This is a genomic window from Cyanobium gracile PCC 6307 (assembly GCF_000316515.1).
GTDB lineage: Bacteria > Cyanobacteriota > Cyanobacteriia > PCC-6307 > Cyanobiaceae > Cyanobium > Cyanobium gracile.
On the sequence record NC_019675.1, the window covers coordinates 2367193 to 2380084 of the forward strand.

Sequence of the window (12892 nt, forward strand, 5' to 3'; positions counted from 1 at the left end):
TGGGCGACCTGCTTGTCGCTGCTGCATGATTGGTATGAGTCCATGGTCGTTTTGTGTCATGACATGACTTCGATGGCGGTCGGACTGGACTTATCAATGAGGTGCTGGAATCCAACACATTCATTCTTTTACTCACCGATCAGGAGCCTGGCAGCCCAATATGGTGATGATTCGTGGGCGTTGACCCCCCAGGCATTCCGTTCCTCAGATGATCACCGGATTCTGGATCGCCGTCACCGGCCTGGCCCTGGTGCTCTTTCTGGCCGTGCACCTCGGCGGCGTGTCGCTGGCGCTCCTGGATTCGGAGGGGTTTGAACGCTACGCCGCCTCGCTGCACCAGCAGGGCTGGCTTCCGTGGCTCGAGGTCGCCCTGCTCGGGGCCGCCCTGGCCCATCCCCTGCTCTCGCTGCACCGGGCCCACCTCAATCGCCGGGCCCGCGGGCCGGTGGCCGGCCCCCTGCGCAGCCGCCGCCAGGGGCCCTGGGAGTCCGTGGCGGCCCTGGCAGGCCGGGCCATCCCCTGGAGCGGTTCGCTGCTGCTGCTGTTTCTCCTCCTGCACCTCGCCCAGCTGCGCTGGCCGCGGCCCGCGGCGGGGGCTGAGCTGGCCGCCCTGATGGAGGTGCTGGAAGCGCCCTGGTGCCTGGCCCTGTATGGGGCCGCCGGAGTCGCGGCGGGTCTGCACCTGATCCACGGCACCGAGAGCGCCGTGCGCCGCCTGGGTCTGATCGAGCCCGCCCATGCGGTGGCCCTGCGGCTGGGCGGCAGGGGCCTGGCCCTGCTGCTCGGGGCGGGGTTCACCCTGGTCCCCATCGCCCTGGTGCTGCGGCCCGCGGCCCCGCCCCTGGCCGGCGGATGAGCACGCCGATGCGGCTGGATCCGCGCCTGCCCGAGGGCCCCGTCGCCACCGCCTGGCAGCGGTGCCGGGAGACCTTGCCGCTGATCAGCCCCAACCGCAAGCAGGGGCTGCGGATCCTGGTGGTGGGCAGCGGCCTGGCGGGGGCTTCGGCGGCCGCCAGCCTGGCCGAGCAGGGCTACCGGGTTCAGGTGCTGACCTACCACGACAGCCCGCGCCGGGCCCATTCCGTGGCCGCCCAGGGGGGCATCAACGCCGCCCGTAACTACGCCAACGACGGCGACAGCGTCGAGCGCCTGTTCCGCGACACGGTGAAGGGCGGCGATTTCCGCGCCCGGGAAGCCGGCTGCCACCGGCTGGCCGAGATCAGCGGGTCGATCATCGACCAGTGTGTGGCCCAGGGGGTGCCCTTCGCCCGGGAGTACGGCGGCACCCTCGCCAACCGCAGCTTCGGCGGCGCCCTGGTGAGCCGCACCTTCTACGCCCGCGGCCAGACGGGCCAACAGCTGCTCTACGGCGCCTACCAGGCGATGCTGCGCCAGGTGGCCGCCGGGCGGGTGGAGCTGCTCTGCCGCCGCGACATGCTCGACCTGATCGTCCATGACGGCAGGGCCAGGGGGGTGGTCTGCCGCCACCAGCTCACCGGCGCCCTCGAGGTGCTCCGTGCCGATGCGGTGCTGCTCGCCACCGGTGGCTATTCGAACGTCTACTACCTCTCCACCAATGCCCTGAAGTCGAACGCCACGGCGATCTGGCAGGCCCATCGGCGGGGAGCCTGGTTCGCCAACCCCTGCTTCACCCAGATCCACCCCACTTGCATCCCCAGCGGCGACGTCCACCAGAGCAAGCTCACCCTGATGAGCGAGAGCCTGCGCAACGACGGCCGGATCTGGCTGCCGCTGCGCCCCGGCGACGACCGGCCGCCGGCGGCGATTCCGGAGGCGGAGCGGGACTACTTCCTCGAGCGCCAGTACCCCAGCTACGGCAATCTGGTGCCGCGGGATCTGGCCTCACGCCGCGCCCGCGAGCTCTGCCTGGAGGGCCGGGGCGTCGGGCCCGGGGGGCGTTCGGTCTACCTCGATCTGGCCGGGGCCATTGCCCGGGACGGCACCGAGGCGATCGACGCCCGCTACGGGAACCTGCTGGAGATGTACGAGCGAATCACGGGCGACGACCCCAGAGCCACGCCGATGCGGATCTATCCCGCCCCCCACTACACGATGGGGGGGCTGTGGGTCGACTATCACCTGATGAGCACGGTGCCGGGGCTGTTCGTGCTCGGGGAGGCCAACTTTTCCGAGCACGGGGCCAACCGGCTCGGGGCCAGTGCCCTGATGCAGGCCCTGGCCGATGGTTACTTCATCGCCCCGGCGACGGTCACGGGCTGGCTGGCCGGCGCCGGTGCCGGTGTCCTGGCGGACGACCACCCGGCCTGCCGGGAGGCGGTGGCGGCCGTGGAGGCGCGCATCGGCGCTCTGCGACGCACGGGGGGGACCCAGCCCGTGGATGTCTTCCACCGCCGGCTGGGCCACCTGATGATCGACGCCTGCGGCATCAGCCGTCGCGCCGATCGCCTCACGGCGGCGCTCGGAGAGCTGGAGGCCCTGCGCCAGGACTTCCTCGGGGATCTGCGCCTCCCGGACCAGGACGGTGTGGTCGACGGCGAGCTGGAGAAGGCCCTGCGGCTGGAGGACTTCATCGGGCTGGCGGATCTGATGCTGCGGGACGCCCTGGCGCGGCAGGAATCCTGCGGCGCCCACTTCCGCGAGGACCATCAGACCCCGGACGGGGAAGCCCTGCGGGACGACGAGCGCTTCGCCCACATCGCGTCCTGGGAGCACCGGCCCGGAGCCACCCCCCTGCGCCACTGCGAGCCCCTCACCTACCGATCCGTTGTGCCGGGACCGCGAAGCTACGGCTGAGCGGCTCGGGCCGGCCGAAGAGGAACCCCTGACCATGGTCGCAGCCCATGGCGAGCAGGCCTTCGTGCTGCTCGGCGGTCTCGATGCCTTCGGCGATCAGGCCCAGCCCCAGGTCGTGGGAGAGGCGGATCATGGCATCGAGCACCACGGCCTTGCGGTGGTCGTTGAGAAAATCGGCGACGAAACTGCGGTCGACCTTGATGGAGTCGATCGGCAGCCGCGCCAGCCACGACATGCTGGAGTATCCCGTGCCGAAGTCATCGAGATGCACCTTGACGCCGGCCTCCCGTAACAGGCTCAGCTCGCAGGTGGCCAGTTCGGGGTGTTCGATCAGGATGCTTTCGGTCACCTCGATCACGGTCCAGCTGGGATCGACCCCGATCCGCTCTGCCTGGGTGAGGAAGTAATCGCTGAGGCCGCTTTCCTTCAGCTGCAGGGGACTCACATTGATCGCCATGGTGACCTCCGAGCCCCCGGCGCGGAGCTCGGCGAGGTGCCGGAGGGCTTCGCTGATCACCCAGCGGCCGATGGGCAGGATTAGGGCCGTGCGTTCGGCGAGGGGGATGAATTCCGAGGGGCTGGCGATCGGCGCCGTGATGGCACCGAGGCGCAGCAGCGCCTCCATTCCCACCACCGTCCGATCCTCCAGCCCGACGATCGGCTGATAGGCGAGAAACATGGCCTCATGCTGGATCGCCTCCTCCAGCTGATGGCGCAGATGGATGTTCTTCCGAACTCTCTTGTCGATGGAGGAATGGTAAAAGGCGATGTGCTGGTCGTTGGTCTTGGCTTCGTACATCGCCAGATCCGCCCGCCGAATCAACTCATCGACGGAGATGTCCGGATCGTCCGAGATGGTGATGCCGATGCTCATCGACGGGCGGATCGTGTGGTCTTCCACCGACCACGCCTGGCCGACGGCGTCGTTGAGGCGCATCGCCAGCTGCAGGGCATCGGCCTCCGTGAAGATGCCCATCGTGAGGACGACGAACTCGTCACCACCGAGGCGAGAGAGAATGTCACCGAAACGCAGGGAACGCTGCAGCCGGCGGCCGATCTCGATCAGCAGGTCATCGCCGATCTGATGGCCGTGCAGGTCGTTGATCTCCTTGAAATTGTTGAGATCGCAGAACAGGATGCTGATCCGGCCACCACTCTGGCGCTGGGTCTTGAGGGCGGCGCGGATGCTCACGTGGAGCCCGCGGCGGTTGGGAAGGCCGGTGACCGGACACTCCATCACCTTGGTGGCCAGGGCGAGGCGTTCCAGTTCCAGAGCCCGGTTCAGGTTCTCGGTCTGCTGGCGGCGTCGCTCGATCCGCTCGGCCTCGACCCGCAGCTGCTCGTAGGAGAGCATGGCGCTGACGTCCCGGAAGCAGAAGATCAGCGGCCGCAGCCGCTCGCTGCGGATCGGCTTCCACTCGATCTCGATGGCCCGCAGCTTGCTGCGGGCCAGCACCCGGGTGAAGTGCCCCCCCAGGTCACCGCCGGCGAGCACCAGCTCCGGGTTGAGCAGGGGGGCGCTGTCGCAGTCGCGGGGCAGCTGGTCGTAGATCGATTCGCCCAGGACCGCCGGGGGCGTGCGGTCCACCAGCTGGGCGTAGCTGGCGTTGCACCACAGCACCCGCCCCTCGCAACTGGTGATCACCAGGGCATCGCTGATCGTGCCGAGGGCCGCCTCGAGACGGCCCATCGACCGGCGAAGTTCCACGACAAGTTTGCGGTGGTCGTTCACGGGTCGTTTACGCGGCAGCAGGGACCCGATCGGGCATGGGGGCCGTAACCCTATTTCTGAAAATTAACTGAAGTCTTGCATCTTTCGCCCAGCCACCGGGGCCATGGCCGCAGGGATGAAGCGGAACGACAACATCCCCGCCGCCTGAGCAGCAGAATCTGGGTCGACCCCGGTGCCTTCCGGGGCTCGCCGACGGCAGCCCCATGCCACCGCCGTTCCCATGCCGACCGTTTCCCTCACCCTGAGGATCTGGCGCCAGGCCGGTCCCGACCAGCCCGGTGGCTTCGAGGTCCATGCGCTCGAAGCGATGTCCACCGACCTCTCCCTGCTCGAAGCCCTCGACCTGCTCAACGAGCGCCTGATCGCCGCCGGCGGACGACCGGTGGGCTTTGAGCACGACTGTCGCGAGGGCATCTGCGGGTCCTGCGGCTTTCTCGTCAACGGCCAGGCCCAGGGGCCCCAGCGGGCGACGAGCGTCTGCCAGCTCTACCTGCGCCAGTTCCGCGACGGCGCCGAGCTGACGCTGGAGCCGTTCCGCGCCCGGGCCTTCCCCGTGCTGCAGGACCTGGCGGTGGACCGTTCCGCCTTCGACCGGATCATCGCCAGCGGCGGCTACTGCTCCATCAACACCGGCAGCGCTCCGGAAGCCAACGCCCTGCTGATCGGCCGGGAGCAGGCGGCCCAGGCCTTCGACGCCGCCACCTGCATCGGCTGCGGCGCCTGCGTGGCCAGCTGCCGCAACGCCTCCGCCAGCCTGTTCGTGGCGGCCAAGCTGGCGCACCTGGGCCAGCTGCCCCAGGGCCAGCCGGAGCGCAGGGACCGTGCCCAGGCCATGCAGGACCGGATGGTCAGCGAGGGCTTCGGCAGTTGCAGCAGCCATCTGGAATGCGAGGCCGCCTGCCCCAAGCAGATCTCCGCCGACTGGATCAGCTGGATGCACCGCGAATCCTGGCGGCGCCCCTGAGCTCTCAGACCCCGGCTGCGCCGCAGTGCCGGGCGATCACCCCCTCCTCATCGGCAGGGATCTGCAGCAGCTCGAACGGCGCCAGCCAGCCGAGCGTGTCCTCCAGCTCCCGCTTCAGTGCCCCATCGTGCTCGCCGATGCCGCCGGTGAGGGCGATCACGTCGGCCCCGCCCAGGCTGGCGGCCATGGCCCCGATGCCCTGCAGCAGCTGGTGGCGGAACACCGCGATCGCCAGCTGGGCACCGGCGTGGCCTTCGGCGGCGGCCTGGCGCAGGTCCTTCATGCTGGCACTGAGCCCCGAGAGGCCCAGCAGCCCGCTCTCCTGCTGCAGCGCGTGGTCGAGTTCCTCGGCCGTGACGCCCCGGCGCAGCTGGTGCAGCAGCAGGCCGGGGTCGAGGGAGCCGCTGCGGGTGGCCATCACCAGCCCCTCCAGGGGCGTGTAGCCCATGGTGGTGGCGATGCTGCGGCCCCCCCGGATGGCGCAGAGGGAACAGCCGGCCCCGAGGTGGCAGCTGATCAGCCGCAGGTCTTCACCCCGGCGGGCCACGGTTTCGGCCACGTGCTGGTGGTTGAGGCCGTGGAAGCCGAAGCGCCGCAGGCCCTCGGCGCGCCAGCGGGCCGGGATCGCGTAGGTGCGGGCGGCCTCCGGCAGGGTGCCGTGGAAGGCCGTGTCGAAGCAGGCCCACTGCGTGATTTCTGGTTGCCAGCGGCTCAGCCAGCGCATCACCCGCAGGGCCGGACCGTTGTGCAGCGGCGCCAGCGGCACCAGCTCCTCCAGGACCGCCAGCAGCGCGGCGTCGAGCCGGACCGGGGCCGTGAACCGCTCACCCCCGTGGACGACCCGGTGGCCGGCGACGGTGAGCCCGGCGACCCGGCCGGCCAGGGCGCCGGGCAGCCAGGCGTCCAGCACGGCCTCCAGGCGCTCCTCCGGGGCCACCCCCTCCGCGGCGCCGACGCTCCAGCTGCGCTGGTCCCGCCACAGGGCTTCCCCTGAGCGGGTGTGCACGGAGACCTTGAGGCTGGAGCTGCCGGCGTTGAGCACCAGCACCTCGCCGGCCGCCGCGTCAGCCACCGCCGCCGTCGCCGGCTCCGTCATCCGTGGGGGGCCGACGGGGGCGCCCAGCGCCATTCGGTCACCTCCGGGGCATCAGTGCCGTGGGTGTGGGCGTAGGCCCGGTGGGAGAGGATCGCATCCTGCATCCGTTCCTTGACGTGGGCGGCGCGGGAGCGCAGGAAGGGCACCCGGTTGACCACGTCGATGACCAGATTGAAGCGATCGATCTGGTTGTTCATCGCCAGCTCGAGGGGCGTGTTGATGTTGCCCTTCTCCTTGTACCCGCGCACGTGGATGTTGGCGTGGTTGGTGCGGCGGTAGGTGAGCCGGTGGATGAGCCAGGGGTAGCCGTGGAAGTTGAAGATCACCGGACGGTCGGCGGTGAACAGGGTGTCGAAATCCTTGTCGCTCAGACCATGGGGATGCTCGTTCGGTTCGGTGAGGGCGAACAGCTTGACCACGTTGATCACCCGGATGCGCAGCTTCGGGATCTCCCTGCGCAGGATCTCCACCGCCGCCAGCGTTTCCTTGGTGGGGATGTCGCCGGCGCAGGCCATCACCACGTCCGGTTCATCCAGCTCGACCCCGCAGTCGTCGTTGCTGGCCCAGCCGACGATGCTGACCCCCTTGGCCACATGGCGCCGGGCCTGCTCCAGGGTGAAGTACTGCAGGTGCTTCTGCTTGTCGGAGACGATGATGTTGCAGACGTTGGTTTCCTGCAGGGCCTCCTCCGCCACCGCCAGCAGGCAGTTGGCGTCGGCCGGCAGATACACCCGCACCACGTCACCGCTCTTGTTGCCGGCCAGGTCGATGAAGCCGGGGTCCTGGTGGGTGAAGCCGTTGTGGTCCTGGCGCCACACCGTGGAGGAGATCAGGCAGTTCCAGGGGCCGATCGGGGCACGCCAGGTGGCGTGCAGCAGGCAGGATTCCAGCCATTTGGCGTGCTGGTTGAACATCGAGGCGATCACGTGGGCGAAGGCCTCGTAGGTGTGGAAGAAGCCGTAGCGCCCGGTGAGCAGGTAGCCCTCCATCATCCCCACCAGGGTGTGCTCGCTGAGCATCTCCACCACCCGTCCGCTGCGGGCCAGCTCACTGCCGTTGAGGTCCTCCGGCAGGAAGTCCTCCATCCACACCTTCTTGCTCACTTCGTAGATGGCCTGCAGCCGGTTGGAGGCGGTTTCGTCAGGACCGAACACCCGCATGGACACGGGATTCGACCGGATGAGGTCGCGCAGCAGCTCGCCGAGCGGGTAGGTGTTCTCCACCTGGATGGTGCCGGGGGCCGCCACCTCCACCGCGTAGTCCTCCAGCGGCGGGAACTGCAGTTTGCGGCGCAGGAGGCCGCCGTTGGCATGGGGGTTGGAGCCCATGCGCCGCGTTCCCTGCGGGGAGAGCGCCTGCAGCTCCGGCCGCAGGGTGCCGTTCCCGTCGAACAGTTCCCAGGGCCGGTAGCTCTTCAGCCACTCCTCCAGCAGCTGCAGTTCCTCGGGATCGGTGTTCGGCGCCGCCAGGGGCACCTGGTGAGCGCGCCAGAACCCCTCCAGTTTCTTGCCGTGCAGGGTGGCCGGCCCGGTCCAGCCCTTGGGAGAGCGCAGCACGATCATCGGCCAGGCGGGGCGGACCGCATCGCCGCTGGCGCGCGCCTCAGCCCGGATCTGCAGGATGCGCCCGATCGCCTGGTCCATGGCGGCGGCCATGGCCCGGTGCATGGCCATCGGCTCGTGGCCTTCGACGAAGATCGGCTCCCAGCCGTAACCCCGCATCAGGTTGGCGAGCTCCTCATGGGGGATGCGGGCCAGCAGGGTGGGGTTGGCGATCTTGTAGCCGTTGAGGTGCAGCACCGGCAGCACCGCCCCATCGTCGATCGGATTGAGGAACTTGTTGATGTGCCAGGAGGTGGCCAGGGGGCCGGTCTCCGCTTCGCCATCGCCCACGCAGGCCAGGGCGATCAGGTCGGGGTTGTCGAACACCGCCCCGCAGGCGTGGGAGAGCACATAGCCGAGTTCGCCGCCCTCGTGGATCGAACCGGGGGTTTCCGGGGTGCAGTGGCTGCCGATGTGGCCGGGGAAGGAGAACTGCTTGAAGAAGCGGCGCATCCCCTCGCTGTCCCGGCTCTTGTCCGGATACACCTCGCTGTAGCTGCCGTCGAGGTAGGTGGGCCCCAGCACGCCGGGTGCGCCATGGCCCGGTCCCGACAGGTAGATCATGTCGAGGTCGTGGCGGCGGATCACCCGGTTGGCATGGGCCCAGAGGAAGGCCTGGCCGGGAGACGATCCCCAGTGGCCCAGCAGCCGCGCCTTGACGTGCTCATGGCGCAGAGGTTCGGCCAGCAGGGGGTTGGCGCGCAGGTAGATCATGCCCACCGCCAGGTAGTTGGCGGCGCGCCACCAGGCGTCGATCAGGGACAGCTCCTGCTCCAGTTCCGGCGTCATGGCCTGGGCCTCGATGGGGGCCATCGTCGAGATGGTCATGGCCGTCACATGCAGGGGGCTGTGATCTCAACTTTCGCCTGCCTGCGTGGAAACGCAGGTGTTTCGACGACCGAGCCGGTCGGGGGTCGGGAATCCGACATGGACCGCCCTCAGGGGGGCGGAGCCAGGGGGGCGTTCCAGCACTGCACCGCCGGCAGCCCCCGGTAATCGGAGAGCACCGAGAGGGTGGCCGTGTCGAGCAGGAAATGGGCGCCGTGGCTGGGCGTCAGCCCGATCCAGCGGGCCACGAACACCCGCAGCAGGTGACCGTGGGCAACCAGGGCCACCCGGCCGCCCTCCTGCCGCAGCCGGCCGATCACCCGGTCCACCCGTTCCCCCACCTGGCCAGGGCTCTCCCCGTCCGGACAGCCGTCGCGGAACACCATCCAGCTGGGGCGCCGCGCCTGGATCTCCGCGGTCGTCAGACCTTCGTAGGCGCCGTAGTCCCACTCGACCAGATCGGGCTCGAGGCAGGCCTGGGCGGCCAGGCCCGCCAGTTCGCAGGTGCGCCGGGCCCGCTGCAGGGGGCTGCACAGCACCAGGGAGAACGGGCTGGTCGCCAGCAGCGGCGCCAGGCGGCGGGCCGCCGCCTCCCCCCGTGCGGTGAGGGGGATGTCGGTGCTGCCGGTGTGCTGGCCCGAGAGGCTCCATGTCGTCTCGCCATGGCGGATCAGGACCACCGCAACGGGGCCGGTGGTGGTGGCGGCTGGGCCGTTCTGAATCGTTGTCACGGAAGGGCTCCCGCGGGATGACGTCGTGACGCTCACTTAAGCTCGATGCCCCGGCCGGAGTGGTGATGAGGGTGGCCGCCGCTGACACCCGAACACCATTTTGAGCCTCCCCGCCACGCCTCCCTCCCCCTCCGACGGCCCCGCCCGGGCCCAGTGTCCCTACTGCGGTGTGGGCTGCGGCCTGGAGATGAAGCCCCCCGCGGCGGCCAGCGACGCCGGCGCGGCGATCTGGACGGCCCGCGGCGACCGCCACCACCCTTCCTCCCTGGGGCAGGTCTGCGTCAAGGGGGCCACCGTGGGGGAGACCCTGCACCGCAACCGCCTCACCACCCCGCTCTACCGGCCGCGCACCGACCAGCCCTTCGCGCCGATCAGCTGGGACCGGGCCTTCGACCTGATCGAGGCCCAGGTGCGCCGCACCCTGGCCGAGAAGGGCCCCGAAGGGATCGCCATGTATGGCTCAGGGCAGTTCCAGACCGAGGATTATTACGTCGCCAACAAGCTGATCAAGGGGGCGCTGGGCAGCAACAACTTCGATGCCAACTCGCGCCTGTGCATGAGTTCGGCCGTCTCCGGCTACGTGCGCAGCTTCGGCAGCGACGGCCCTCCCTGCTGCTACGACGATCTCGATCAGGCCGACCTCGTGCTGCTGATCGGCACCAACACGGCCGAGTGCCATCCGGTGCTGTTCCAGCGGCTGCTGAAGCGCAAGCGCAAGCAACAGCAGGACCTGCAGATCGTGGTGGTGGATCCCCGCGCCACCGCCACCAGCGACGCGGCCGATCTGCACCTGGCGATCCGGCCCGGCACTGACCTGGCGCTGCTCCATGGCCTCGGCCACCTGCTGCTGGAGCAGGGGGCGCTGGACCGGGCCTACGTGGCGGCGTCCACCGAGGGCTTCGAGGCGCTCGCGGAGCTCTGGGCAGGCTGGACGCCCGAGACGGTGAGCCGGTTCTGCGGCATCGAGGAGCAGCAGCTGCACCAGCTGGCCGACCGCTGGGCCGCCAGCAGCGGCGTGGTGAGTCTCTGGTCGATGGGGGTGAACCAGAGCGTGGAGGGCACCGCCACCGTGGCGGGGATCATCAACCTGCACCTGGTGAGCGGCCAGATCGGCCGGCCCGGGGCGGGGCCCTTCTCCCTCACCGGCCAGCCCAATGCGATGGGGGGCCGGGAGGCCGGCGGCCTGGCCCGGCTGCTGCCGGGCTACCGCTACGTCACCGATGCCGGGCATCGTGCTGAGATCGAGCAGCACTGGGGCCTGGAGCCGGGGAGCATCGCGCCGGCCTCGGGCCTCACCGTGTGGGAGCAGATCGAGGCGATGGAGCGGGGGGCCCTGGGGCTCTGGTGGGTGGCGGCCACCAATCCGCTGGTGAGCCTGCCCTGGCTCGATCGGGTGCGGGCCGCCGTGGCCCGCTGCCCGCTGGTGGTGCTCAGCGAGGCCTACGCCGGCACCGAAACCGCCGCCATTGCCCACCTGGTGCTGCCGGCGGCGCAGTGGAGCGAAAAGGCCGGGGTGATGACCAATTCCGAGCGCCGCGTCACCCTGTGCCCGGCCTTCCGCACCCCTCCGGGGGAGGCCCGTCCCGACTGGGCGATCTTCGCCGAGCTGGGCCGGCGCCTGGGGTTCGAGCAGCAGTTCCGCTACGGCTCCTCGGCCGAGGTGTTCGCCGAGTTCGCGGCCATCACGGCGGGCCGGGTGTGCGATCTGAGCGGCCTCAGCCATGGGCTGCTGCAGGAGCACGGTCCCCAGCAATGGCCCTTCCCCTCCGGCACGGCGCCCGGAGGCGGTGCCCCGCGCCTGCACACCTCCGGCCGTTTCCCCACCCCCTCCGGCCGGGCCAGGCTGATCAGCGAGCAGCCGATGGGCCTGGGCGAACCCCCCGATGGCGCCTACCCCCTGGTGCTCACCGTGGGCCGCTACCTGGAGCAGTGGCACACCATGACCCGCACGGGCCAGGTCGAGCGGTTGCTGCGGCCCCACACCGAGCCTCTGCTGGAGATCCATCCCGCCGACGCCCGGACCCACGGAGTGGTCGATGGCGGCCGGGCGCAGGTGAGCTCCCGCAGGGGCGCCGTGACGGCCCGGGTGTGCGTCACCGACCGCATTCGCCAGGGCACGGTGTTCCTGCCCATGCACTGGGGGGCGGCCCAGGAGCAGGCCTGCGAGGCCAACCGGCTGATGCACGCCCTGGGCTGCCCCATCTCCCAGCAGCCGGAGCTCAAGGCCGCCGCGGTGACCGTGCGTCCCTGCGAGGAGGCCCCGGGGGACTGAGCCCCTGCGGGGGGTGGCTCAGCGGTGGCTCACTGGTCGTCGTGGGCGAAGCGGCGGTAGAGGAAGTCCAGGGCGTGGTTCCGGTAGTCGTAGTACTCCGGCATCTCCATCAGCTGGGCCCGCTGGCGGGGTCGGGGGAAGGGCAGCTCGAGGATCTCGCCGATGGTCGCCGCCGGGCCGTTGGTCATCATCACCACCCGGTCGGCCATGAACAGGGCCTCATCGATCGAGTGGGTGATCATCAGCACGGTCACCCTGTGCTCCCGCCAGATCCGCAGCAGCTCCTCCTGCAGCTCCTCCTTGGTGATCGGATCGAGGGCTCCGAAGGGTTCATCGAGGATCAGCACCTTGGGCTGCAGTGCCAGGGCCCGGGCGATCGAGACCCGCTGCTTCATCCCCCCCGACAGGCTGGCGGGACGCTTGTCGGCGGCCTCGCTCAGCCCCACCATCGCCAGATGGCTCTCCACGATCCGGTCGGTGTCGCCGCTGCGCCGCAGATGGGGGAAAACGTTGTTCACCGCCAGGGCCACGTTCTCGGCGGCCGACATCCAGGGAAGCAGCGAGTAGTTCTGGAACACCACCATCCGGTCCGGTCCCGGTTCCCGGATCGGCACCGACTGCAGGCGCACCTCGCCGCTGGTGGGCTGGCCGAAGCCGGAGACCAGGTCGAGCAGGGTGGATTTGCCGCAGCCGGAATGGCCGATCACGCAGACGAACTCCCCTTCGGCCACCTCCAGGCTGATGTTGTCGAGCACGGTGTAGGGCCCGCCGGGGGTGGGATACACCTTGCTGACCCCATCGATCACCAGGAATGGTTCAGCGACGCCGGCGGTGCTGGGCTGGGGCAACGTCTGGGTCTGCATGCGATCGGAACGTGGAGAAGGACAGGAGGG

At 69.9% G+C, this 12892-nt stretch carries 9 protein-coding genes; 4 read left to right on the plus strand and 5 right to left on the minus strand.

What is annotated here, in order from left to right:
- The first annotated feature begins 208 nt into the window (after positions 1–208).
- On the plus strand, positions 209–856 hold the full coding sequence (locus CYAGR_RS11470) for a succinate dehydrogenase/fumarate reductase transmembrane subunit (protein ID WP_015109981.1): 648 nt from the start codon (positions 209–211) through the stop codon (positions 854–856).
- Positions 853–2775 carry a fumarate reductase/succinate dehydrogenase flavoprotein subunit gene (locus CYAGR_RS11475; protein ID WP_015109982.1) on the plus strand — a complete coding sequence of 641 codons (1923 nt, stop codon included), beginning with the start codon at positions 853–855 and terminating at the stop codon, positions 2773–2775. Before CYAGR_RS11470 ends, CYAGR_RS11475 begins: the two co-directional genes overlap by 4 nt.
- Here CYAGR_RS11475 and CYAGR_RS11480 read toward each other — a convergent pair.
- Entirely contained in the window at positions 2732–4483 is a 1752-nt protein-coding gene (locus CYAGR_RS11480) for a putative bifunctional diguanylate cyclase/phosphodiesterase (RefSeq protein WP_216593346.1), read from the minus strand. The genes CYAGR_RS11475 and CYAGR_RS11480 overlap by 44 nt on opposite strands.
- Before the next feature lie 244 nt (positions 4484–4727).
- Here CYAGR_RS11480 and CYAGR_RS11485 point away from each other — a divergent pair, with 244 nt between their 5' ends.
- On the plus strand, positions 4728–5471 hold the full coding sequence (locus CYAGR_RS11485) for a succinate dehydrogenase/fumarate reductase iron-sulfur subunit (RefSeq protein WP_015109984.1): 744 nt from the start codon (positions 4728–4730) through the stop codon (positions 5469–5471).
- A 4-nt stretch (positions 5472–5475) separates the two neighbouring features.
- Here the strand turns inward: CYAGR_RS11485 and CYAGR_RS11490 are convergent, their stop codons facing one another.
- From CYAGR_RS11490 to CYAGR_RS11500, 3 genes are all read right to left on the minus strand, one after another.
- The gene (locus CYAGR_RS11490; RefSeq protein WP_015109985.1) at positions 5476–6567 is read right to left on the minus strand and encodes an acetate/propionate family kinase; all 1092 of its coding nucleotides are present in this window, start codon (positions 6565–6567) and stop codon (positions 5476–5478) included.
- A complete protein-coding gene (locus CYAGR_RS11495; protein WP_015109986.1) occupies positions 6564–8996 on the minus strand; it encodes a phosphoketolase family protein in 2433 nt (810 codons plus the stop codon). The genes CYAGR_RS11490 and CYAGR_RS11495 overlap by 4 nt, the downstream gene beginning before the upstream one ends.
- A 110-nt stretch (positions 8997–9106) precedes the next feature.
- Complete coding sequence (locus CYAGR_RS11500) at positions 9107–9727, minus strand: histidine phosphatase family protein (RefSeq protein ID WP_015109987.1); 621 nt, start codon at positions 9725–9727, stop codon at positions 9107–9109.
- A 187-nt stretch (positions 9728–9914) separates the two neighbouring features.
- Here CYAGR_RS11500 and CYAGR_RS11505 point away from each other — a divergent pair, with 187 nt between their 5' ends.
- Entirely contained in the window at positions 9915–11999 is a 2085-nt protein-coding gene (locus CYAGR_RS11505) for a molybdopterin oxidoreductase family protein (protein ID WP_156818610.1), read from the plus strand.
- A gap of 29 nt (positions 12000–12028) precedes the next feature.
- Here the strand turns inward: CYAGR_RS11505 and CYAGR_RS11510 are convergent, their stop codons facing one another.
- Positions 12029–12862, minus strand: a complete 834-nt coding sequence (locus CYAGR_RS11510; RefSeq protein WP_015109989.1) for an ABC transporter ATP-binding protein — start codon at positions 12860–12862, stop codon at positions 12029–12031.
- Positions 12863–12892: the final 30 nt, after the last annotated feature.

What these genes read in the sequence shown, in the direction of transcription:
- CYAGR_RS11475 (WP_015109982.1), top strand. Translation starts at nt 853, where the DNA reads ATGAGCACGCCGATGCGGCTGGATCCGCGCCTGCCCGAGGGCCCCGTC.
- CYAGR_RS11485 (WP_015109984.1), top strand. Translation starts at nt 4,728, where the DNA reads ATGCCGACCGTTTCCCTCACCCTGAGGATCTGGCGCCAGGCCGGTCCC.
- CYAGR_RS11495 (WP_015109986.1), bottom strand. Translation starts at nt 8,996, where the DNA reads ATGACCATCTCGACGATGGCCCCCATCGAGGCCCAGGCCATGACGCCG.
- CYAGR_RS11470 (WP_015109981.1), top strand. Translation starts at nt 209, where the DNA reads ATGATCACCGGATTCTGGATCGCCGTCACCGGCCTGGCCCTGGTGCTC.
- CYAGR_RS11490 (WP_015109985.1), bottom strand. Translation starts at nt 6,567, where the DNA reads ATGACGGAGCCGGCGACGGCGGCGGTGGCTGACGCGGCGGCCGGCGAG.
- CYAGR_RS11505 (WP_156818610.1), top strand. Translation starts at nt 9,915, where the DNA reads ATGAAGCCCCCCGCGGCGGCCAGCGACGCCGGCGCGGCGATCTGGACG.
- CYAGR_RS11510 (WP_015109989.1), bottom strand. Translation starts at nt 12,862, where the DNA reads ATGCAGACCCAGACGTTGCCCCAGCCCAGCACCGCCGGCGTCGCTGAA.